Origin of the sequence: Novosphingobium pentaromativorans US6-1 (assembly GCF_000767465.1) — a bacterium.
Lineage (GTDB): Bacteria > Pseudomonadota > Alphaproteobacteria > Sphingomonadales > Sphingomonadaceae > Novosphingobium > Novosphingobium pentaromativorans.
The window spans coordinates 349,837-371,311 of sequence record NZ_CP009291.1; the positions used below are offsets into that span (position 1 = coordinate 349,837).

Genomic DNA, 21,475 nt, shown 5'->3' on the forward strand with positions numbered 1-21,475 from the left:
GAAAGCGGATTGTGGAGGAAACGCTCCGGAACCGGTCAGCGGCGCTTTTCGGTCCAGCCAAGGCAGGAAGCGCACAGCTGATAGGACGCGATGCCCCAGGCACTGGCAATGAAGCCGATGAAGAATGTGTGCCAGTTCAGACCCCAGCCGGTCTGAAGGACCTTGTCGACGAGCGAGGTAATGGTCAGCAGAATGCAAAAGACGACCACGCTCAGGAAAACGTATTTTCCCGGTTTTACAGCCGTATATGTGCGGTCGACTACCACGCTCACGCTCCCAGGTCATTTATTATTGGTAGTATACTACGTTGATTCGGCCGCCGGGTCCAGAGCCAGTTTTGCTCAAAACATGGCGAGCGCCGCGCGGGCCACGAGGAACATCAGGCAGAAGCTCGAGAGCGCGAAGATACCGAAGCGCAGGCTGATCTTGTTGATGGTCGATTGCACGATCGAATGGATCACTCGCAGGACGACGTAGGCCCAGCCGATCTGGGCATTCAGACCATCTCCCTGGCCGATGATGGCAAGGGTGATCGCAACGGCATAGAAGACGGTCGGCGCCTCGTGCAGGTGGTTGTAATTGTGGGCCTTCCACTGGACCTGCGGCGGAAGGAGATTGTCGAGTGAGTTTGCGGGATCGCTGGCGAGCTCTTCGGGATCGACCTTTGCGGCGCTGAGGGCCGGAATGCGGGTGCCGTAAAGCCAGAACCACATGACCATGGTCCACGCGGCCAGCGCGACCACGGGTTGCAATATCGCCATTCCGATCATTCGATTTCCCCCTCTGCCAGTGCCTTAGCGTCTGCCGAGACGGGGAACTTGTCAATCGTTCCCGGCCAGTACCGCCGCAAAGCTCGCAGGATCGGTATTGCCGCCGGACAGCACGATGGCCGTGCGCTCCGCAAGCTCGACCTTGCCCGCCAGAACGGCGGCCAGCGCAGCCGCACCTCCCGGTTCGACGACCAGGCGCAGCCTCTGGAATGCAAGCCGCTGTGCGGCCCGAATTTCCGCTGGCGTCGCGATCAGGCCGAAGGGGCAGCGTGCTTTCAGAACCTCGAAATTGACCGGACGCGTCGCCGGGGTCTGCAGGGCATCGCAAGCGGTCGGCGGCGCATCGGGCGCAACGGGGAGGATCTTGCCCGCTGCCAGGCTGCGGCAGACATCGTCCCATCCTTCCGGTTCGACCGGGATCACGCGCGAAGCGGGGCAGGCTAGGGCAAGGCCTGCGGCAAGGCCGCCGCCGCCGCAGGGTGTGACGATCAGATCGGGCGCGCCGTTCATTTGCCGGGCAATCTCGATCCCGACAGAGCCTTGCCCCTCGATGATCCACGGGTCGCCGAAGGCATGGACCAAGGTAGCACCGCGCTCGGTCGTCAGCCGTTCGGCCACTTCGTCGCGGTCCTCGCCGCCAGGCCGGTCGTAGAGCACGACTTCGGCCCCGAGCGCACGTGTGTTGGCGAGCTTCACCTGCGGCGCGTCGATGGGCATGACGATGGTCGCGGCGATGCCCAGTTCGCGGGCGGCCCAGGCGACGCCCTGCGCGTGGTTGCCGCTCGATACGCCGATGACGCCGCGCTTGCGTTCTTGCTCGGACAGCGCGGTCAGGCGGTGCCATGCGCCGCGGATCTTGAACGCGCCGACAGGCTGCAGGCACTCGGCCTTGCACCAGATCCTTGTGCCCTCGACTTCGAGCGGGAGCAGGGGAGTCATGGGAAGGATTTCACCGACCTTGCGCGCGGCGAGGCTCACGCCCTCGGCGGTCGGCTTGCGGGGGGATGCACTGCTCATCGCCGCGCTATAGTCTCAGCGCGAGATGTGCACCATCTGGTAATAGCCGAGCGGTCCGCGCACGTGCTCCAGCCTGAGGTGCTTCTCGCGCGCAATTCGGGTGCAAACGGATTCCATCCCGGTGCGCGGGGTGACGTGGAAATGCGCGAGCCACTTGTGCAATCCCCCCGCGAGCGGCGCGGGCAGGCCGGCCAGATCTCCGAAATCGACGACGCGCACGGAGCCGCCCGGGGCCAGTGCCGCAACCGCTTGCTCCAGCGTCGCTTCCCAGCCCGGGATCATCGAGAGCGCATAGGACAGGACGATGCGGTCGAAGCCCTCGCGCCCGAACAGGCCGCGCGCATCGAAACGGGTGGCATCGCCGAGGGCCAGCCGACCGGACAAGCCCAGCCGCTTGCGGGCGTTCTTGAGCATCTCGGCGGAAATATCGAGGCCGTGGCACTGCACGCCGGGCCAGCGGCGGGCAATGAGCTGCAGGTTGCGTCCGGTGCCGCAGCCCAGCTCGAGCACGGCGTGACCGGCGCGGCATTCCAGCTCGTCGATCAGACGGTCGCGGCCGAACAGGTAGTACTTGCGCGTCAGGTCGTAGATGTGACGCTGGCCGCGATAGACCCTGTCCATCAGTGCGGCATGGTCGGTCGCAGGTGTCGAGCCGGTCACGCGCGCAGCTCGTAGAGGTGCACACCGCCGTAGATCGAGGAGCGGTCGGCCAGTGTCGCCGCCTGCGACTCCACCTCCCGGTATTCCCAGCGATCGAGGATGGCGTCGGGCACACGGCCGGGCAGCAGCGAGGGCTCGGCGGCTGTGCGGAACAGTACGCGCGATCCCGGCCGGGCGGTGCGGGTGATCTGGCTCCACAGCTCGGCCAGTTGCGCGTCGCTCATCCAGTCCTGCGCGTCGAGCAGGATGTAGCGGTCGTAGGAGGCATCGCCGGCTTCGGCGAGGACCTGGGTGAAATTGGCATGGCGCACGGTGAGCCGGTCGAGCCGCTCGCGCACGAGGGGCAGGTTGCCGCGCTGCAGGTAAGGGGGCAGGGGATGCTCCGCGCCGCGCCCATAGCCGCGCCCGAAAGCCTGCCAGGCGAAGTAGTTGTCGTTGACGGGGAAGTGGCAAGCCAGCTTCTCGAGCCGGGCGCGCAGGACGTCCGCCATGCGCTGCTCGCCGGCAAGGGCAGAGTATTGGGCGGGCGGAATGCCAAGGCCGAACAGCGAAGCGGGGTGATTGGTCAGCCAGCGGACCAGGCGGCGTTCGAAGATGGGCGCGAAGCGTTCGTCGAAGACGCGGCGCTGGTCCTCGAGCGACCCTGCGCCGAGGATCTCGGCAGGATCGATCCGGTACAGCTTGGCAAGGATGTGGGCGAGGCCGATGAAATTGCCGAGCAGTCCGTGCTTGTAGATCCCGCGGCTGAAGGCACCGATCCGGCGGCGACCGACGAGATCGCGGCCTTCCCAGTAGCGCCGCGTCGCCTCGTCGAGATGGGGGGCGAGCAGCAGCGAGTAGGTTTCGACGTTCGACGGATGATCGGCCTCGGCAATGAAGCGTCGCACGTTCGCATAGTCTGGCAGATGGCGCACGGCGGCGTGCTTGAGCTTGTTGAGGGCGATGTGCGCAGTGTTGAGGTCGACGCAGGTGATCGAGTGCGGGTTGGCCGTCAGGTAGCTCAGTGCATTGCAGCCGCCGCTGGCGATGGTGATGATGCGGCTGTCGGGCCCGATTTTCAGCGCATCCATGTCTGCCACCGGGTCTTCCCAGATCTGGGCATAGACCAGACCCTTGAACGCCATCGCGAAAGCCTTGTCGAGCAGGCGGGAGAGGCGGGGGGATTCGTGGCGGACAACAGCCTTTTCGATGAGGGTCGAGGCACTCTTGGGCATCTGGATCAGTCCTTCGCCGCTGACGGTTTTGCGACCTTTGTGCGCAGCGCGTGACCGGGTGATGACGCGACGATGGCAGTTTATGACAGCTCGACAATCGACATATCCGTGAACTTCGCAGGCGGATCGGCGTTGAGTTGTCACACAGGCATTCTATATGCGGCCCTTCGCACCTGTTCGTGCGCGCCCTGTCCGGGTGAATTGAAGGAGAAGATCGGTGAGCAAGGTTCTGGTGATCGGCGCAGGCGGCGTCGGCTCGGTCGCAGTCCACAAGATGGCGATGAACCCGAATATCTTCAGTGACATCCACCTCGCCAGCCGCACGGTCTCCAAGTGCGAGGCGATCGCGGAGTCGGTGAAGGAACGCACCGGCGTGACGATCGGCACTTACGCCATCGACGCCGACGACGTGGAGGCCACTTCGGCGCTCATCCGCTCGATCGGCCCCGAGCTCGTCGTCAATCTCGCGCTGCCCTATCAGGACCTGGCGATCATGGACGCCTGCCTGGCGACCGGCGTCAACTACATGGACACGGCGAACTACGAGCCCAAGGACGTGGCGAAGTTCGAGTACCGCTGGCAGTGGGAGTACCAGGACCGCTTCAAGGAAGCAGGACTCATGGCGCTGCTCGGTTCGGGCTTCGATCCGGGCGTTACCAGCGTCTTTGCGATGTGGCTCAAGAAGCACAAGCTCAAGACGATCCGCACGCTCGACATTCTCGACTGCAACGGCGGCGATCACGGCCAGGCCTTCGCAACCAATTTCAACCCGGAAATCAACATCCGCGAAGTGACCGCGCCCGCGCGCCACTGGGAAAACGGCGAATTCGTCGAGACTCCCGCGATGGGCGTGAAACAGTCGTTCGACTTCGAAGCTGTCGGCCCGAAGAACATGTACATGATGTACCACGAGGAACTGGAAAGCCTTGCGAAGTTCATCCCCGAGATGGAGCGCGCACGCTTCTGGATGACCTTCGGCGACGAGTACATCAAGCACCTGACCGTACTGCAGAACGTGGGCATGACCCGCATCGATCCGGTCATCTACAACGGTGTCGAGATCGTTCCGCTGCAGTTCCTCAAGGCTGTCCTGCCTGAACCGGCCTCGCTCGGCCCGACGACCAGGGGCAAGACCAATATCGGCGACATCGCGACGGGCGAGGCGCTCGACGGTTCGGGTGAGAAGACGTTCTACATCAAGAACATCTGCGACCATGAGGACGCCTACGAGGAAACCGGCAATCAGGCGGTGAGCTATACCACCGGCGTTCCGGCGATGATCGGCGCTGCCATGATGCTGACCGGCGCCTGGAAGGGTGAGGGCGTGTTCAACATGGAGCAGTTCGACCCCGATCCGTTCATGGCGATGCTCAATGAGCACGGCCTGCCGTGGACCTGCGAGGAACTGGCCGAACCGCTGCCGTTCTGAGGCTGTCTGGAGGAAATCGTTCCGGTTTCCTCCGTCATCCCCGCTCGGACGGGGATCGCGCTTGTTTTCCCCGCGACGATGAAGCGGGGCCCTGCCTGTGCGGGAGCGACGGTGATGTTGGGGTTTGAGTGATGGAAACCAGAGCCGGTGATCCGGGCGCATTCGCCCAATTCGACCTGTCGCGCGTCGACAGTCCCAGCTTCGTCGTCGACGCGGCGAAGCTGCGCGAAAACTTGCGCGTGCTCTCCGAGGTCGGCGAGCAGTCGGGCGCAAAAGTGCTCTCGGCGCTCAAGGCGTTCTCGATGTGGTCGACCGCCCCGATCATCGGCGAGTACCTCGACGGCGTGTGCACCTCGGGCCTGTGGGAAGCGCGGCTGGCCTCCGAGTTCTACGACGGGGAGATCGCGACCTACTGCGCGGCCTACAAGCCCGACGATCTCGACGAGATCCTGCGCCTTTCGGATCACGTGATCTTCAATTCGCCCCAGCAGATCGAACGGTGCTGGCCGATCATCGAAGCCGCCCGTGCCCGTGGCGAGGATTTCGACATCGGGCTTCGCATCAATCCGCTCCACCCCGAGGGCGAAGTGCCCCGCTACGATCCGTGTGCGCCGCATTCGCGCCTGGGTTTCCCGATCGACCAGCTGACGGAAGAGCATGTCGAGTTGATCGACGGCGTGCACATGCACACCTTGTGCGAGCAGGATTTCGAACCGCTCCACCGCACCTGGGACAAGGCATTCGATTATCTCGAGCCATATTTCGGCCAGTTCAAGTGGATCAACATCGGCGGCGGCCATCACATCACCCGCGCCGACTACCAGCGCGAGGAACTCGTCGAGTTCCTGCGCGACATGGCCGAGGACACCGGCGCGGAAATCTATCTTGAACCGGGCGAGGCGGTCGCGCTCGACGCCGGCATCCTCGTCGGCACGATCCTCGATGTGGGCTTCAACGGCATGCCGGTTGCGATCACCGACATCTCTGCGACCTGCCACATGCCCGATGTGATCGAGGCACCCTATCGCCCCGCGATGCTGGGTGAGGTGCCCATCGAGGGCGACGACCTCGTCGACGAGGCGCAAGGGGGCAGGGTACGCCTTGGCGGACCGTCGTGCCTCGCGGGCGACGTGATCGGCGACTATGTGCTTCCGGTCGAGGCCAAGCCGGGCGAGCGCTTCGCCTTTCTCGACCAGGCGCACTACTCGATGGTCAAGACAACCACTTTCAACGGGGTACCGCTGCCCTCGATCTGGCTGTGGGATTCGGAAACGGATTCGCTCGAGTGCGTGCGCAAGTTCGCATACGAGGATTTCCGCGACCGCTTGAGTTGAAGGACTTAGGCGAGTAGGGGCCGTTCGTCTCAATGCAGGCGCGATCGGGCTCCTTGGCGGCGAGTCGCCGGGACCTTCTTGTCAGCGCTGGCGTTGTTATTGGTGTGAGGGGCGGTTCTGCCGCCCCGGGTTTGCATTTTTCCGAGTGGAGAGATTTCTGGGTAAAATACGGAAATCACAGGAGATAGTCACCGGGAACCACCCTGCTGAGCAGGGCTGGAAACCCTATGTGACGTTTTTGTGAACCTTCCGGATTTTCACTTGCGATTCATCACCGCAGGCTTATATCCCGCCCCTCGCTGCCCCATGGGGACTTCCAAACCGCAAGGCAGCTTTGACGCTAACACACCGATTGGGGGTCCCTTGAGTTGCTCGAACATCCTGACGCACCGGCTGTAGTTCGCGCCCTCGCGCCTGACGAACCCGTTATCCTGAACCGCCCGCACGCTGCTGCGCGCGCTGCCCGCTTCTTTGCAACGAAGTTTCCGGGCAAGTCGCTCTATGCGGTGAAGGCGAACCCGTCCCCGGATCTCGTCCAGATCCTGTGGGACAACGGCATCACGCATTACGATGTTGCCTCGATTGCCGAGGTGCGCATGGTTCGCGGCGTCCTGCCCACGGCAACGCTGTGCTTCATGCACCCGGTCAAGACCGCGAGCGCCATTCGCGAGGCCTATCGCGTCCATGGCGTGCGCACTTTCAGCCTCGATACGCAGGAGGAACTGGAAAAGATCCTCGCCGCGACTGCCGACGATGAAGGCAATCTCGCCGCAGACCTGCGCCTCTGCGTGCGCCTTCGCGTCTCGTCCGAATATTCGGAGCTGAGCCTGGCCTCGAAGTTCGGCATCGACTTGGCCGATGCCGCGCCGCTGCTGCAGGCGACCCGCCAGGTCGCCGACTGGCTCGGCGTCTGCTTCCACGTGGGTTCGCAGGCCATGACGCCTTTCGCTTATGTCCAGGCGCTGGAGCGCGCGCGTGCCGCGATTGCCGATGCCGGCGTCGTCATCGACATGATCGATGTCGGCGGTGGGTTCCCGTCGAGCTATCCGGGCATGGAGCCGCCGCCGCTCGAGGACTACTTCGCGATCATCCACCGCCACTTCGAGGCGCTGCCGATTGCCTACAACGCTGAGCTCTGGTGCGAGCCGGGCCGGGCGCTGTCGGCCGAGTACAACTCGCTGATCGTCAAGGTCGAGAAGCGTCGCGGCGATGAACTTTACATCAACGATGGTGCCTATGGCGCTCTCTACGATGCGGCGCACGTCGCCTGGCGCTTCCCGGTGCGGCACCTTCCGCGCGGTGGCAGCAACGACAATGCGGCCATCGACGTTGCCGAAATGCAGGAATTCTCGTTCTACGGCCCGACCTGCGACGATGCCGACTTCATGGAGGGCCCCTTCATGCTGCCGGCGGAAATCAAGGCGGGTGACTGGATCGAGGTGGGCATGCTCGGCGCTTACGGCGCCGCCATGCGCACTGCCTTCAATGGTTTCGGCCAGGGCGATGTCGTGACCGTATCGGACGAGCCGATGGCGAGCCTGTACACCGGCCGCAAGGATCCGCGCGTTTCGGACAACGTCGTCTCGCTGCGCTGACCGGCACGGCACAGACCGGAATTTGAAAAGCCCACCGCAGCGATGCTGCGGTGGGCTTTCTCGTTTCAGGCCTTGCTGGGGTCGGTCAGTCCTGTTCGAACAGGTCCTTGTAGGTACGCGGCTGGCAGCGCAGGTACTGCGGCGCGGCCGTGACCTGCGCGCCCAGCTTTGCGGCAGCGTGCCAGGGCCAGCGCGGATCGTAGAGGATCGTGCGGGCGATCGCGATCATGTCGGCGTCACCTGTGGCGACAATGGCCTCGGCTTGTTCCGGCTCGGTGATCAGGCCGACGGCGATGACCGGTATCGAAACCGCTTCCTTGACCTTTCGTGCCAGCGGGACCTGGTAGTTGGGGCCGACCGGGATCTTCTGTTCGGGATGGAGGCCGCCGCTGGAGACGTGGATGGCGGCGCAGCCGCGCGCTTCCAGTGCGCGGGCGAAGGCGGCGGTCTGCTCGGCATCCCAGCCGCCGTCGACCCAGTCGGTGCCCGACACGCGCACGGTCACGGGCTTATCGGCCGGGAACGCCGCGCGCACGGCGTCGTAGATTTCGAGGGGGAAGCGCATCCGGTTTTCCAGGCTGCCGCCGTAATCGTCGTCGCGATGGTTGGAGAGCGGCGAAAGGAACTGGTGGAGCAAGTAGCCATGCGCGGCGTGGATCTGAATGGCATCGATGCCCAGGCGCGCTGCGCGGCGCGCGGAATCGGCAAAGGCATCGCGGATGCGGGCAAGACCGGCTTCGTCGAGCGCTTCGGGCGGATATTCATGCGGCTGGAACGGCACCGCAGAAGCGGAGAGGGTCTGCCAGCCGTTCTCTTCGCCCGGCGCGAGTTGTGCGCCGCCATCCCAGGGGCGCGCCGTGCTGGCCTTGCGGCCGGCATGGGCAAGCTGGAGCGCGATCGGCATGTCCGACCAGCGTCGCACACTCTCAAGAACCTTGCCCATGGCCGCTTCAGTCTGATCGTCCCAAAGGCCGACGTCGGCATAGGAGATGCGTCCCTCGGGCGTGACCGCTGCGGCCTCGATGGTCAGGATGCCTGCGCCTGACTGGGCAAGCGTGCCAAGGTGAACGGTGTGCCAGTCGGTCATCCGCCCGTCCTCGGCGGAGTACTGGCACATCGGCGCGATGACGATGCGGTTGGCGAGGGTGAGATTGCCGACCTGAATCGGCTCGAAAAGCTTTGTCATGTCATTCCTCATGATCGTGTCGCCGCCGGGGGGGAGGGAGGGGATGATGCGCCTCGCGGGGGACGGGCGCGCAGCCGCGACGGGCAGAACTTGGGGATTGGCCGGGCCGCAAAAAAGGGCTCCGCCGCCTGAGCGGGGAGCCCTGAGGAGTAGAAATTGTTGCAGGCGCCAAAGTGAGCCTGGCCATGCCTGAAAATCAGGCGGCCAGCTTCATCTCCATGCGCTCCCAGATCTCGACCAGCGCGTTGGTCAGGTCGCGCATCATGGCCTCGGTATGGGCAGGACCCGGGGTGAAGCGCAGTCGCTCGGTGCCGCGCGGCACTGTCGGGAAGTTGATCGGCTGAACGTATGCGCCGTACTCGGCAAGCAGGATGTCGCTGATCTTCTTGGCCTTGACCGGATCGCCCACCATCAGCGGGACGATGTGCGTGGTCGAGTCCATCACCGGCAGGCCGGCGTCGCGGAACATCTGCTTGAGCATGCCGGCCGAACGCTGTTGGCCTTCGCGTTCCTCGCTCGAGCTCTTTAGGTGCTTCACCGAAGCCAGCACGCCCGCAACGAGGACCGGCGAGAGAGAGGTGGTGAAGATGAAACCCGGGGCATAGGAGCGGATGCAGTCGATGATCTTGGTGTCGGCCGCGATGTAGCCGCCCATGACGCCGAACGCCTTGCCCAGCGTGCCCTCGATGATGTCGATCCGGTGGGCTGCCTCGTCGCGGTCGGTAATGCCGCCGCCGCGTGGGCCGTACATGCCGACCGCATGAACCTCGTCGATGTAGGTGAGGGCGTTGTACTTGTCGGCAAGGTCGCAGATCGCATGGATCGGCGCGACGTCGCCGTCCATCGAGTAGACCGACTCGAATGCGATCAGCTTGGGAATTGCGGGATCGGTTTCGGCCAGCAGTTCCTCGAGGTGCTCGAGGTCGTTGTGACGGAAGACTTTCTTCTCGCAGCCGGAATTGCGGATCCCTGCGATCATGCTGGCGTGGTTGAGCTCGTCCGAGAAGATGATGCAGCCCGGAAGCAGCTTGGCCAGCGTCGAGAGCGTGGCGTCGTTCGAGACGTAGCCCGAGGTGAACAGCAGCGCGCCCTGCTTTCCGTGCAGGTCGGCCAGCTCGCTCTCGAGCTCGATGTGATAGTGCGTGTTGCCGCCGATATTGCGGGTTCCGCCCGAGCCGGCGCCGACATCGTGCAGCGCCTCTTCCATGGCTTCGATGACCTTGGGGTGCTGGCCCATGGCGAGGTAGTCGTTCGAGCACCAGACCGTGATCGGCTTCGGGCCGTTGTGACCGGCGAAGCACCGCGCATTGGGGTAGGCCCCCTTGTTGCGCAGGATGTCGATGAAGACACGGTAGCGGCCTTCGGAGTGCAGGCGTTCGATGGCCTGGTCGAAAATGTGCTCGTAGTTCACGTAGGCTTTGTCCTGCGTTACCTCTGCGGGGCCTTCTACCCTCTAGACGGCGGGCGTTTACATTATACTACGGCCCATGACCAGTCAGTTGTCCTTTGCTCCCTAATCGGTGAAACCGCGCTTTACCGAGGTCAGGGTACCAGGCTCATGACCCGTGATGACGGTCATATGGGGAGCGTCACTGGCCAGGGCATTGATCGTCATCAACCAGGAGACGATTTCCGTGCGTTCCCGCGGGCGCAGGTAATTGGTGACGATGCGCGCGGGCGGCAGCACGTCCTGCCAGCTGCTGTCGATCATCGCGGCATCGCCGGTGAAGAGGAATTCGCGTCCGTCTTCCAGGCGGGTGTAGACCATGTTCGAACCCACGGTGAGGCCGGGAAGCGGGATTACCACGACGCCCGGCGCGACGGCATGCGGTGCGTCCGAGTTTGTTGCGGGCATGGTGCGGGCACGCGGAGACCCGAAACCGCCGTCGCCGTTGTGCAGGGGGTGATCGACCAGTAGCAGCGAAAGGCTGGCCTTTTGCGCCGCCCTGTTGATCCGGCGTTCGGCCATGCGGTCGTAATTGCGCACATTGTACCGTTCGGCCGCGGCGGATGTCGTGCCGCAATCGATGGTGATCGGGCCTTCTCCCGGTACGATCAGTTCATAGGCCCGCAGCGCCGAGCGGGCAGGGCGCAGGCCGGTGCCGGCGGCCAGCTTGTTGCTCAGGATGAACCGAAAGCCGAGCTGCTCGTAGTTCACGCCTGTCGGCTTCTGACCGGGAATGCTTTCGGCAAGAGAGCGCAGCTGCGCGATCGAAAGCGGCTTCGGCTTCGCGCCGTCGCGGTCGGCATCGAGCTGGAACCAGTAGTAGGGGACACCGATGATCAGGATCAGGGCGAGAAGAAGCAGGTTCAGTCTCGGAGTCAAAATTTACCGCCCTCGATCAGCCCATAGTTCGCCAGCGCTTCCCGATATGCGCCCAGCGTGCCTTCCGGCCCGGTGAAAAGCGCCCGGTCGGGTACCTGGCGAGTGCATGCCTGCCCGTCAGTCAGGCGCGCGATCTGGCGCGCGATACCTGCGGCGCCGTGCACGAAGCGCACGTCCGGACCGAAGACTTCGGCCAGTTCGGTCCTGAGCAGCGGGAAGTGCGTGCAGGCGAGAACGACGGTGTCGATCCGCTCGCCATCGGGCCTTGATCGCAGGGCCTCGCAGGCCTCCCGGATGATTCTCGTGTCCACCGGCTCGCCGCGCAACTTCGCTTCGGCTGCCTCGACGAGACCCGGAGCGCCATGGCGCAGCAGGATCTTGTCGGCGGCGAATTCGTGCTCGAGCCGGTCGACGTAGGCCTGCCGGATCGTCGCTTCGGTGCCCAGCAGGCCGATCACGCCGCTGCGCGTCATGGCCGCAGCCGGCTTGATTGCCGGAACGGTGCCCACGATCGGAACCTCAAGCACGTCGCGAACCATGCCCAGGGCGATCGTCGAGGCGGTGTTGCAGGCGATGCACACGAGTCGGGGCTTGAAGCGCTCCGTCATGCGGCCGAGCAATCCGGCGACGCGGGCGGCGACTTGCGCCTCGCTCTTGGTGCCATAAGGCAGGCCGGCCGTGTCCGCCGCGTAGATCACCGGCATGGCGGGCTGGAGCTTGCGCACTTCCTCCAGCACCGTGAGGCCACCAACCCCCGAGTCGAACAGGAGAATCGGAGCCGACGGGTCGTTGCTGGCCCGGTCGCCTGCGGTCTGCCCGGTGGTGGAACTATCGGAGGACATCGTTTTTCCCTGAACCTTGCGACCTGTTAACCGCTGCCATGACGAAAGAGCAACTAGGCTTCGCCATTCCAGAGCAAACCGCTAAGGGAGGCGCATGCAGTGGATATTCGCTTTGGCACTGGGCTACGCGCTCGGCTCCGTACCCTTTGGCCTCATCATCACCCGGATTGCCGGTGCGGGCGACTTGCGCTCGATCGGTTCGGGCAACATCGGCGCAACCAATGTGCTGCGCACCGGACGCAAGGGGCTGGCTGCGGCCACCCTCCTGCTGGACCTGCTCAAGGGCCTTGCCGCAGTGCTGATCGCCGCGGCGCTGTGGCCGGCATCGGTCTGGCTGGCTGCACTCGGCGCTTTTCTGGGGCACTGTTTTCCGGTCTGGCTGAAGTTTCGCGGCGGCAAGGGCGTGGCGACGACGGCGGGCATTGCCTTCGGCCTCGCCTGGCCGGTGGGCCTTGCTTATGCCTTGACCTGGATCGGCCTGCTCCTGACCGTGAAGATTTCTTCTGTCGCGGGCATGACGGCGGCCGTGGTCGCTCCGCTGGTGGCCCTGGCGCTGGGGCACCAGGACGCCGCGCTCGTCCTCGCCGTCATCGCTGCGATCGTGCTGTTCCAGCACCGCGAGAACATCGCGCGGCTTCGCGCCGGAACCGAACCCAGGGTGGGCGGCAGCAAGAAGTCCTGACGGAGGCCTGCGCGTGAGTGGCGGGCAGGCGCTCGCCGCGATCGACAGGGACGAAGCGCTCGCGCGCATCCGTCTGCTGCGCTCCCCCAATGTCGGTCCGGTCACTTACGCGCAGCTGCTTGCGCGCTTCGGCGATGCGCGCCGGGCCGTCGATGCGCTGCCCGAAATCGCGGGGCGCTCCGGCAAGCGCTATCGACCGGCGCCCGAGCAGGTTGCACTCGATGAGGCGAAGGCAGTGCGCCGGGCAGGGGCGCGCTATCTCTTCCACGATGCGCCCGAGTATCCTGCGCTGCTCGCCGCAAGCGAGGCGCCGCCGCCAATCCTGATCGTCAGGGGCGATCTTGCATGTCTGGCAGCGCCGTGTGTTGCGCTCGTCGGCGCGCGCAACGCCTCCGCAGCGGCAGTCAGGCTTGCCCGGATGCTGGCCGGAGAACTGGCGGACGCGGGCATGACGGTCGTCTCGGGCCTTGCCCGCGGCATCGACGGCGCCGCCCATCACGGCGCGCTTGGCGCCGGCGGCGCGACCGTGGGGGTGATCGCCAGCGGCATCGACGTAACCTATCCGCCGGAACACGCAGAGCTGCAGGAACGGATTGCACTGGACGGCCTGCTGATCGCCGAGCAACCGCCGGGCACGGAGCCGCTGGCGCGGCACTTCCCGTCCCGCAACCGGATCATCGCCGGCCTGAGTTCAGGAACCCTGGTGGTAGAGGCCGCTCCGCGTTCCGGTTCGCTGATCACGGCGCGGCTGGCCGGAGAGATGGGCCGCGAAGTCATGGCGATCCCCGGCTCGCCGCTCGACCCGCGTTCGCACGGCTGCAACCAGCTCATCCGCGACGGCGCTATCCTCGTCCAGCGTGCCGAGGACGTGATCGAGCTGCTCAGCGGTTTCGATGGATCGGCGCGCTCGACGTTTCGCGAAGCCATGCCGGGCTGGGGCGCCTGCGAGGATATTTCCGAGGCGGAACCCGCGCCGCTTGCCGACTTGCTCACCACGGCCCCGGTGCCCGTCGACGAGCTGATCCGCCAGTCCGGCGCCAGTCCGGCGGCCGTGCAGCTTGCGCTGCTGGAACGGGAGATCGCCGGTGCGCTCGTGCGCCATGCCGGAGGCCGGGTCAGCCGGGCGTGATGGTTTCCCTCTTGATTCGCAGCTCGACCGGCATTGTCCGGTGCATGGTCGATGCCCTCTTGACGGGCGCTCAAAGCCCGACCCAACTTGTACGTGTGTATATGTGTGCGTACATGCGCACGCGCGTAGCGCTTATCGAAAGTCTGAAATGCAGCTTGTCATCGTCGAATCGCCGGCCAAGGCGAAAACCATCGAAAAGTACCTGGGCAAGGACTTCAAGGTCCTGGCGAGTTATGGCCACGTCCGCGATCTTCCGCCCAAGGATGGCTCGGTCCGCCCGGACGAGGGCTTCGAGATGGATTGGGAGCTCTACGGCGACAAGCAGAAGCAGGTTCGCGCTATCACCGATGCCGCGAAGGTTTCCGACCGACTGATCCTCGCGACTGACCCTGATCGCGAAGGCGAGGCGATTTCGTGGCACGTGCTGGAACTGCTCAAGAAGCGCCGCGCGCTGCCCAAGGACGTGCAGCGCGTGACCTTCAATGCCATCACCAAGGACACGGTGACCAAGGCGATGCAGGCCCCGCGCGAGCTCGATCAGGACCTGATCGACGCTTATCTTGCCCGCCGCGCGCTCGATTACCTGTTCGGCTTCACGCTTTCGCCGGTCCTCTGGCGCAAGCTGCCGGGCGCCAAGTCCGCGGGCCGCGTGCAGTCCGTGGCGCTGCGCCTGATCGTCGACCGGGAGCGTGAGATCGAGGCGTTCAGGCCGCAGGAATACTGGTCGGTCGCCGCGCTCATGGAGCAGGATGGCACGCCTTTCACCGCCAAGCTGGTCGCGTTCGAGGGGCAGAAGCTCGATCGCCTGAGCCTGGGCGACGAAGGCATCGCGATGCGCGCGAAGGCCGCCGTGGAGCAGGGTGCGTTCAAGGTCGAGAATGTCGAGACCAAGCCGCATCGCCGCAATCCGCAGCCCCCGTTCACGACCTCGACCCTGCAGCAGGAAGCCTCGCGCAAGCTCGGCTTTTCGGCCAGCCAGACGATGCGCGTGGCGCAGTCCCTCTATGAGGCGGGCGCGATCACCTACATGCGTACCGACGGCGTGCAGATGGACCCTTCGGCCATTTCCGCGTGCCGCAAGGCGATTTCGGACCGCTACGATGGGCACTACTTGCCCGAGAAGCCGCGTCACTACGAGACCAAGGCGAAGAACGCGCAGGAAGCCCACGAGGCGATCCGTCCCACCGAGTTTACCCGCGACCGTTTCGGTTCGGGCGACGAGGCGCGCCTCTACGACCTGATCTTCAAGCGCGCGATGGCCAGCCAGATGGCCTCTGCCGCCCTTGAGCGCACGACGATTACGCTGCGCGACGGCACCGGCCGCAACGAACTGCGCGCCACCGGCCAGGTCGTGAAGTTCCCCGGCTTCCTTGCGGTCTACGAGGAAGGACGCGACCAGAAGGAGGACGACGAGGAATCCGGCCTGCTGCCGATGATGCGCAGCGGCGACGCGCCCGCGAAGAAGGACGTGACCGCCGAGCAGCACTTCACCCAGCCGCCGCCGCGCTTCTCCGAGGCCAGCCTCGTCAAGCGGCTCGAGGAACTGGGCATCGGCCGCCCTTCGACTTACGCCGCGACGATCCAGGTCCTGAAGGACCGCAACTACGTCCGCACCGAGAAAAACCGTTTCTTCGCAGAGGAATCGGGGCGACTTCTCACCGCATTTCTCGAGCGCTTCTTCGAACGCTACGTGGCCTACGACTTTACTGCGGGCATGGAAGAGGAACTCGACGACGTTTCGGGCGGTCGCCATGCCTGGAAGGAGCTGCTCGAGGCCTTCTGGCGCGATTTCAAGCCGAAGTCCGACGAGGTGATGGAGCGCAAGCCCTCGGAAGTGACCGAGGTGCTCGACGAGTTCCTTTCCGACTACCTGTTCCCGCCCAAGGACGACGGTTCGGATCCGCGCGCCTGCCCCAAGTGCGCCGATGGCCGGCTGGCGCTGCGTGGCGGTCGTTATGGCGCCTTCGTCGCCTGTTCGAACTATCCGGAGTGCAAGTTCACCCGCAAGTTCGCGCAGCCCGGCGGCAATGGCGAGACGGCCGATGACGAGGAACTGGGCAAGCACCCGGAAACCGGCGAAGAGATCACCCGCCGGGTCGGTCGCTTCGGTCCCTACATCCAGCTGGGTGAGGGCAAGGAAGCCAAGCGCGCCTCGATTCCCAAGGACATCGACGAGCTGACGCTGGACTGGGCGCTCAAGCTGCTCAGCCTGCCGCGCGAAGTCGGCAAGCACCCCGAGACTGGCAAGGAAATCGTCGCGAATATAGGGCGTTACGGGCCTTACCTGCTGCACGACGGCAAGTACGGCAAGCTGCGCTCCACTGCCGACGTTTTCGAGACGGGCATGAATGCGGCTGTTTCGATCCTGGCCGAGGCCGCGCAAGGCGGCGGACGCGGCCAGCGCGCCAAGGCGGAGCCGATCAAGGTGCTGGGCAAGCACCCGACGAGCGAGGGCGAGATCAAGGTCCTCGCGGGACGCTACGGCCCCTACGTCACCGACGGCACGACCAACGCCACTCTCCCGCGCGACCAGAAGCCTGAGGAGCTGACCGCCGAGCAGGCGATCGCCCTGATCGATGCCAAGGCCGCCAAGGGGCCGGCGAAGAAGAAGGGTGCCAAGAAGGCTCCTGCCAAGAAGGCCGCCGCGAAGAAGGCACCGGCCAAGAAAGCCGCGACCAGGAAGGCTGCGCCCAAAAAGAAGGCCGCCGAAGCGGAAGCCGCCGAATGAGCCAGAAGATCGCCAAGCACAAGCAGCCCTGGAAGCCCGAGGAGCTGCAGAAACTGCAAATGCTCGCGGGCAAGGGCAAAGGTCTCAAGGAGATCGCCAAGGCGCTCAACCGCACCGAGGAATCGACCAAGGATGCTGCCCGACAGCACGGCATGACGATAGCCAAGCTGCGCTAGAGGCTCGCAGTCACCAGGTTGCGTTTCGCGCAACCTGGTGGAAAATTATGGCGTTTGTCGGGAGACATCGGGCGGCCTAGACGTTTTCCTGACATGCTGCAGTTGCGAAACACTATATCTCCGGAAGGGAAGTCGACCGCCAGCGACCTCGCTTTCTCCAGCGAATCGAAGGCTGGAGGGGGCGATGAACCCTTCGGCGAACGGCACGAGGACGATGGCCTTGCGATGCCGCGGCGGATCTGGGCGATCATTGCCATTTCGTTCGGTACGGCGCTTTTCGTGCTGGATGGCACGATTGCCAACGTCGCCCTGCCGACGATCGCGCGCGACCTCAAGGTGCAGGACGGTGCGGTCGTCAATGTCGTCACCTTGTACCAGCTTGTCATGGTCATGGCCCTGCTGCCGTTTTCCAATCTGGGCGAACGGCTGGGACTGCGCCGCGTCTATCAGATCGGGCAGGTCATCTTCATGGCGGCCTCGGCACTCACGCTGTTCGCCCATTCACTTCCGGCCCTCTTGCTCGTGCGCGTCGGGCAGGCGCTGGGTGCCGGCATGGCGATGAGCGTGTCGGCGGCCATGATCCGGGAGATCTACCCGAAGACCGGGTTGGGAAGCGGGCTGGGCATCAATTCGGTGATCGTGGCATCGGCCAATGCCGTCGCACCTGTCCTTGGGGGCCTGATCGTTGCGCGGGCGGATTGGCGGCTGATCTTCGTTGCCGCTGTTCCTTTTGCGCTGGTCTCGTTTCTGATCGGACGTTTTCTTCCCGACCCTGTTCGCGGGGAAGTCCCCTTCAACTGGCGCGCGGGCCTGTGGAGCGCGGGAACTTTCGCCATGCTGGTCGGTGGCATCGAACTGGCGGTCCATGGCGGCTGGGTCGCTGCAGGCATCGCGGTTGCGATTGGCGGCCTGATATCGGCGGTCTTGCTGGCGCGCAGCGAGCGGTCGCGGACCAGTCCGGTCTTCCCGGTCGACCTGCTTTCGCGCCCGGCAATCGGAATCTCGATCCTGGCGGCGATGGCCGGTTTCATCGGCACGGCAGGGCTCGTGGTCGCGCTGCCGTTCCAGCTCGAGCAGGGAATGGGCTTCAGTCCCACCGAAGTGGGGCTGCTGATCCTGCCGCTGCCTCTGACGATGCTGGTCGTCTCGCCCACGGCGGGATGGCTCTCGGACCGCGTCTCGCCATCGATCCTCGGGCTGACCGGCATGGTGATCGCCGCCATCGGACTTTTCCTGCTGGCCTTTCTTCCAGTCCATGCGGGGGCCGTGGAGATCGCCTGGCGCCTCGTCCTGTGCGGTCTGGGTTTCGGCCTGTTCTTTTCGCCCAATGCACGCATGGTCGTCGGCAATGCCCCGCGCGAGCGTACTGCGGCGGCTGGCGGCCTGTTGGCGACGGGCAGGCTCTTCGGCCAGACCCTTGGCGCCGCCTCGATCGGCCTGTTCCTCTCTTTCGGAGCCGGGTTGGGGCCGATTCCCATGCTGTTTGCGGCCGGGCTAGCGTTGCTGGCGGGGCTGGGAAGCCTGACGCGCTGGCGGGTCGCCGAGAACCCGCGCAGCGCGGTCAGCTGAATTGGAAGCGTGTCAGACCTTGGGCTGCTTGCCCGAGGTCGGGCTTTCCGGGCTCAGCTTAGGCTTGTCCTCCCGGGCGGGTTCCGCCGTGTCGGGGTCCTGCGGCTCGGGAGCGACCTGGTCTTCTATCGGTCCCGGTCCGGGCTGCACGACGCCAGGCACTTGCGGGACTTTCGGCTGCACGCCGCTCTTTTCCAGCCAGTAGGCGATGCCGTCTGCAGTCGCCTTCATACCCGCGAGGTTGAGGTGCCACTGCAGGCCATCCTTGCCGTTATAGCCCTTGGGCGCGCCGATCATCCACGGTTCGGCATCGCAGGGGGTGTGGTTGGCGGAGGCCTGGTTCATTTCCACGACGATGGCCTCGTGCGCCTGCGCTACCTTGCCGGTGATCTCGGCCAGCCGGGCGCCGATCCGGCGCACGATGGCTGCGGCATCCTCGCTGACCGGAGTGTTCGCGCACAGCGTCCCTGCGGGCAGCGGCGTGAGGTACTGGACGAAGACGAGCCGCGCGTTCGGCGCGACCTCGCGCACGCGGCGGGCAATGGCGTTGAGCTGCTCCTCGACGCGCAGGTAGTCGGCTTCGGTTGGATTGCGGATCGCGCCGCACGGTTTCGGGGCGAAGCCGGCTGCGGCCAGTTCGCCGGCGCGCTGGATGCAGGTCGCCGAAAACAGGTCGCCGACATAGCTGAGGTCATTGCCGCCGATGGTGACGGTCACCAGCCGGGTCGCTGCATCGACCGAAGCGAGCTGCGCCGGGACGTCCCCCCAGGGGCCGAGGACGTGGTCCGTCGTCGCGCCCGAACAGGTGCGATCGACCAGAACCATGCCGAAGCGCTGCGCCAGAAGGGTCGGATAATTGTTCATGCTCTGGCCGCAGCGCGCCGGCGCGCCGGGCGCCGCGGGCTTGCCGGGCGGCAGCAGAGGTCCGGCAGCATAGGAGGAGCCGATCGCAACGTAGCGCGCGCCTTCCAGGCTCTGCGCAACGGAGGTTTCGGGGTTTGCCTGCTGCGAAGCGATCTGGCCGACGGATTCGATGTTGTCGGTCTCGGTGGCCTGCGCCTCGACCAGCGGGGCAGTCGCGCAGCTGAAGAGGAGTGCCGCACAAGCGGCGGCAATGCGGGGCATCGGGATCATTTTACCCAGTCCAGTCCGATTTCTTCGTAGATGTCGCGAGCCTCGGCCCAATCTTCCTCGACCTTGACGTGGAGGAAGAGGTGAACCTTTTGCCCGAGAACCTCTGCCAATTCGTTACGCGCGGCCTCGCCGATGGCGCGGATCTTCGCGCCGCGCTTGCCCAGGACGATAGCCTTCTGGCTGTCGCGTGCGACGACGATCTGCTGGCGGATCTCGACCGAGCCATCCTTGCGCTGGGTGTAGGATTCTGGGCGCACCGCGCTGTCGTAAGGCAATTCGTCGTGGAGCTGCTTGTAGAGCTGTTCGCGCGTCACTTCGCAGGCCAGCAGGCGCTCCGAGGCGTCGGAAACCTGGTCCTCGGGGTAATGCCACGGGCCTTCCGGCATGAGCCCGGCAAGGTGCGTCTTGAGTTCGGGCACGCCGTCGTTGGTAAGCGCCGATACGAAATACACCTCGTCGAAGCTGACCGCCCCGGTCAGTTCTTCGGCCAGCTTGAGCAGGGGTTCCTTGGCGCTGGCGTCGACCTTGTTGAGCACGAGCAATTTGCGCTCGGGACGGTCTTTGAGCGTTTCGAGCAGCGGCGCCAGTTCGTGCCGGCGTTGCTTGACCGCGTCGACCACGAGCAGGATCGCGTCGGCCTCCTGCGCGCCTTCCCAGGCGGCGGCGACCATGGCGCGGTCGAGGCGGCGCTTGGGAGCGAAGATGCCGGGTGTATCGGCCAGGATAATCTGCACTTCGTTCTGCAGGGCAATGCCCATCAGGCGGGCGCGGGTGGTCTGCGCCTTGGCCGAGGTGATCGCCACCTTCTGGCCGACGAGCGCATTGACCAGCGTGGACTTGCCGGCATTGGGAGCGCCGATCACGGCGACGAGACCGCATTTCTCGGTCATGGGCGAATTCCTTGATAGTCAGGTTGGCACGCGCGCCTCGACAGGCTTGGCTCGCGCGAAACAGGGCAATGGGTCAAGCCGGTAACGCCCCAAGTTTGCCTGAGGACGTGCGCGGCATAATCCATCATGCGAATTTTTTCATGAACTCTTCGGCGGCCTGCGTTTCCGCATCCTGCTTGGACGAGGCCGTGGCCTGGGCGCTGCCGACGTGGTGGATCGTGACTTCGACCGTGAATTGCGAGGCGTGATCGGGTCCGGTGCGCTCCAGCAGGCGGTATTCGGGCATCCGGCGGCGATTGCCCGCGGCCCATTCCTGCAGAGCGGACTTGGGATGCTTGCGCTTGCCCGTCTTGCCCTGCACCGCATCGGCCCACAGCTTGCGCACCATGGCCTTGGCGCTTGCGAAGCCGCATTCGGTGAAACATGCGCCGATCAGCGCTTCCATCACGTCGCCGAGGATGTTGTCGCTGTCCTCGCCGCCGTCGTCGCGGGCCTGCTTGCCCAGCCGCATGCGCGGCCCGAGTTCGATCTGGCGCGCGATCTGGGCACACATCGCCCGGCTGACGAGGGCATTGAGGCGCTGCGACAGGCGGCCCTCGGCCTCGTTGCTGGTCTGGTACAGCCATTCGGCGACAACCAGGCCAAGGACCCGGTCGCCAAGGAATTCCAGCCTTTCGTAATTGCGCTTCTCGCCCGTACTGCCGTGGGTGAGGGCGGCCAGCCAGAGGGCCTCGTCCCGAGGCGCGCTGCCGGTAATTCTGGTTATGAAGTCGCGGGTAGCATCGTCCAGCAAG

The 21,475-nt window shown here is 65.1% G+C and carries 20 protein-coding genes; 8 read left to right on the plus strand and 12 right to left on the minus strand.

Annotation, left to right across the window (positions count from 1 at the left end):
• Positions 1–35: 35 nt before the first annotated feature.
• From JI59_RS01515 to JI59_RS01535, 5 genes are all read right to left on the minus strand, one after another.
• A complete protein-coding gene (locus JI59_RS01515) occupies positions 36–266 on the minus strand; it encodes a hypothetical protein (RefSeq protein ID WP_138921513.1) in 231 nt (76 codons plus the stop codon).
• Positions 267–341: 75 nt separating this feature from the next.
• Positions 342–770 carry an MAPEG family protein gene (locus JI59_RS01520; RefSeq protein WP_007014831.1) on the minus strand — a complete coding sequence of 143 codons (429 nt, stop codon included), beginning with the start codon at positions 768–770 and terminating at the stop codon, positions 342–344.
• Positions 771–821: 51 nt separating this feature from the next.
• The gene (locus JI59_RS01525) at positions 822–1,787 is read right to left on the minus strand and encodes a threonine ammonia-lyase (RefSeq protein ID WP_007014832.1); all 966 of its coding nucleotides are present in this window, start codon (positions 1,785–1,787) and stop codon (positions 822–824) included.
• Between the two features lie 15 nt (positions 1,788–1,802).
• A complete protein-coding gene (locus tag JI59_RS01530; RefSeq protein WP_007014835.1) occupies positions 1,803–2,447 on the minus strand; it encodes a class I SAM-dependent methyltransferase in 645 nt (214 codons plus the stop codon).
• Entirely contained in the window at positions 2,444–3,661 is a 1,218-nt protein-coding gene (locus tag JI59_RS01535) for a BtaA family protein (protein WP_007014833.1), read from the minus strand. The genes JI59_RS01530 and JI59_RS01535 overlap by 4 nt, the downstream gene beginning before the upstream one ends.
• A gap of 217 nt (positions 3,662–3,878) precedes the next feature.
• Here JI59_RS01535 and JI59_RS01540 point away from each other — a divergent pair, with 217 nt between their 5' ends.
• From JI59_RS01540 to JI59_RS01550, 3 genes are all read left to right on the plus strand, one after another.
• On the plus strand, positions 3,879–5,090 hold the full coding sequence (locus JI59_RS01540) for a saccharopine dehydrogenase family protein (RefSeq protein WP_007014834.1): 1,212 nt from the start codon (positions 3,879–3,881) through the stop codon (positions 5,088–5,090).
• Between the two features lie 131 nt (positions 5,091–5,221).
• The gene (locus tag JI59_RS01545) at positions 5,222–6,424 is read left to right on the plus strand and encodes a carboxynorspermidine decarboxylase (RefSeq protein WP_038575362.1); all 1,203 of its coding nucleotides are present in this window, start codon (positions 5,222–5,224) and stop codon (positions 6,422–6,424) included.
• Between the two features lie 368 nt (positions 6,425–6,792).
• Positions 6,793–8,019: a type III PLP-dependent enzyme gene (locus JI59_RS01550; RefSeq protein ID WP_007014837.1), complete on the plus strand. Its 1,227-nt coding sequence runs from the start codon at positions 6,793–6,795 to the stop codon at positions 8,017–8,019.
• A gap of 85 nt (positions 8,020–8,104) precedes the next feature.
• Here the strand turns inward: JI59_RS01550 and JI59_RS01555 are convergent, their stop codons facing one another.
• From JI59_RS01555 to murI, 4 genes are all read right to left on the minus strand, one after another.
• Positions 8,105–9,205 carry an NADH:flavin oxidoreductase/NADH oxidase gene (locus JI59_RS01555; RefSeq protein ID WP_038575364.1) on the minus strand — a complete coding sequence of 367 codons (1,101 nt, stop codon included), beginning with the start codon at positions 9,203–9,205 and terminating at the stop codon, positions 8,105–8,107.
• A gap of 196 nt (positions 9,206–9,401) precedes the next feature.
• Positions 9,402–10,616, minus strand: coding sequence for a 5-aminolevulinate synthase (gene hemA, locus JI59_RS01560; protein ID WP_007014840.1), 1,215 nt, complete (start codon positions 10,614–10,616; stop codon positions 9,402–9,404).
• 102 nt (positions 10,617–10,718) lie between these two features.
• On the minus strand, positions 10,719–11,531 hold the full coding sequence (locus JI59_RS01565) for an MBL fold metallo-hydrolase (RefSeq protein WP_007014841.1): 813 nt from the start codon (positions 11,529–11,531) through the stop codon (positions 10,719–10,721).
• The gene (gene murI / locus JI59_RS01570; RefSeq protein WP_007014842.1) at positions 11,528–12,373 is read right to left on the minus strand and encodes a glutamate racemase; all 846 of its coding nucleotides are present in this window, start codon (positions 12,371–12,373) and stop codon (positions 11,528–11,530) included. Before murI ends, JI59_RS01565 begins: the two co-directional genes overlap by 4 nt.
• A 94-nt stretch (positions 12,374–12,467) precedes the next feature.
• On the opposite strand from murI, the gene plsY reads away from it, so the two are divergent.
• The 5 genes from plsY (at position 12,468) to JI59_RS01595 (ending at position 18,657) form a co-directional block, all read left to right on the plus strand.
• On the plus strand, positions 12,468–13,055 hold the full coding sequence (gene plsY / locus JI59_RS01575; protein ID WP_007014843.1) for a glycerol-3-phosphate 1-O-acyltransferase PlsY: 588 nt from the start codon (positions 12,468–12,470) through the stop codon (positions 13,053–13,055).
• A gap of 13 nt (positions 13,056–13,068) precedes the next feature.
• Complete coding sequence (gene dprA, locus JI59_RS01580) at positions 13,069–14,184, plus strand: DNA-processing protein DprA (RefSeq protein ID WP_007014844.1); 1,116 nt, start codon at positions 13,069–13,071, stop codon at positions 14,182–14,184.
• 148 nt (positions 14,185–14,332) lie between these two features.
• Positions 14,333–16,912, plus strand: coding sequence for a type I DNA topoisomerase (gene topA / locus JI59_RS01585; protein WP_007014845.1), 2,580 nt, complete (start codon positions 14,333–14,335; stop codon positions 16,910–16,912).
• The gene (locus JI59_RS01590) at positions 16,909–17,088 is read left to right on the plus strand and encodes a hypothetical protein (protein WP_007014846.1); all 180 of its coding nucleotides are present in this window, start codon (positions 16,909–16,911) and stop codon (positions 17,086–17,088) included. Before topA ends, JI59_RS01590 begins: the two co-directional genes overlap by 4 nt.
• Positions 17,089–17,181: 93 nt before the next feature.
• On the plus strand, positions 17,182–18,657 hold the full coding sequence (locus JI59_RS01595) for an MFS transporter (protein WP_007014847.1): 1,476 nt from the start codon (positions 17,182–17,184) through the stop codon (positions 18,655–18,657).
• A gap of 12 nt (positions 18,658–18,669) precedes the next feature.
• On the opposite strand, the gene JI59_RS01600 is transcribed toward JI59_RS01595, so the two are convergent.
• The 3 genes from JI59_RS01600 to rnc all read right to left on the minus strand — a co-directional run bounded on the left by JI59_RS01600 (position 18,670) and on the right by rnc (position 21,474).
• The gene (locus JI59_RS01600; RefSeq protein ID WP_007014848.1) at positions 18,670–19,791 is read right to left on the minus strand and encodes an SGNH/GDSL hydrolase family protein; all 1,122 of its coding nucleotides are present in this window, start codon (positions 19,789–19,791) and stop codon (positions 18,670–18,672) included.
• Positions 19,788–20,681 carry a GTPase Era gene (gene era, locus JI59_RS01605; RefSeq protein ID WP_007014849.1) on the minus strand — a complete coding sequence of 298 codons (894 nt, stop codon included), beginning with the start codon at positions 20,679–20,681 and terminating at the stop codon, positions 19,788–19,790. The genes JI59_RS01600 and era overlap by 4 nt, the downstream gene beginning before the upstream one ends.
• Positions 20,682–20,805: 124 nt before the next feature.
• Positions 20,806–21,474, minus strand: coding sequence for a ribonuclease III (gene rnc, locus JI59_RS01610; RefSeq protein ID WP_007014850.1), 669 nt, complete (start codon positions 21,472–21,474; stop codon positions 20,806–20,808).
• Position 21,475 lies beyond the last annotated feature (1 nt).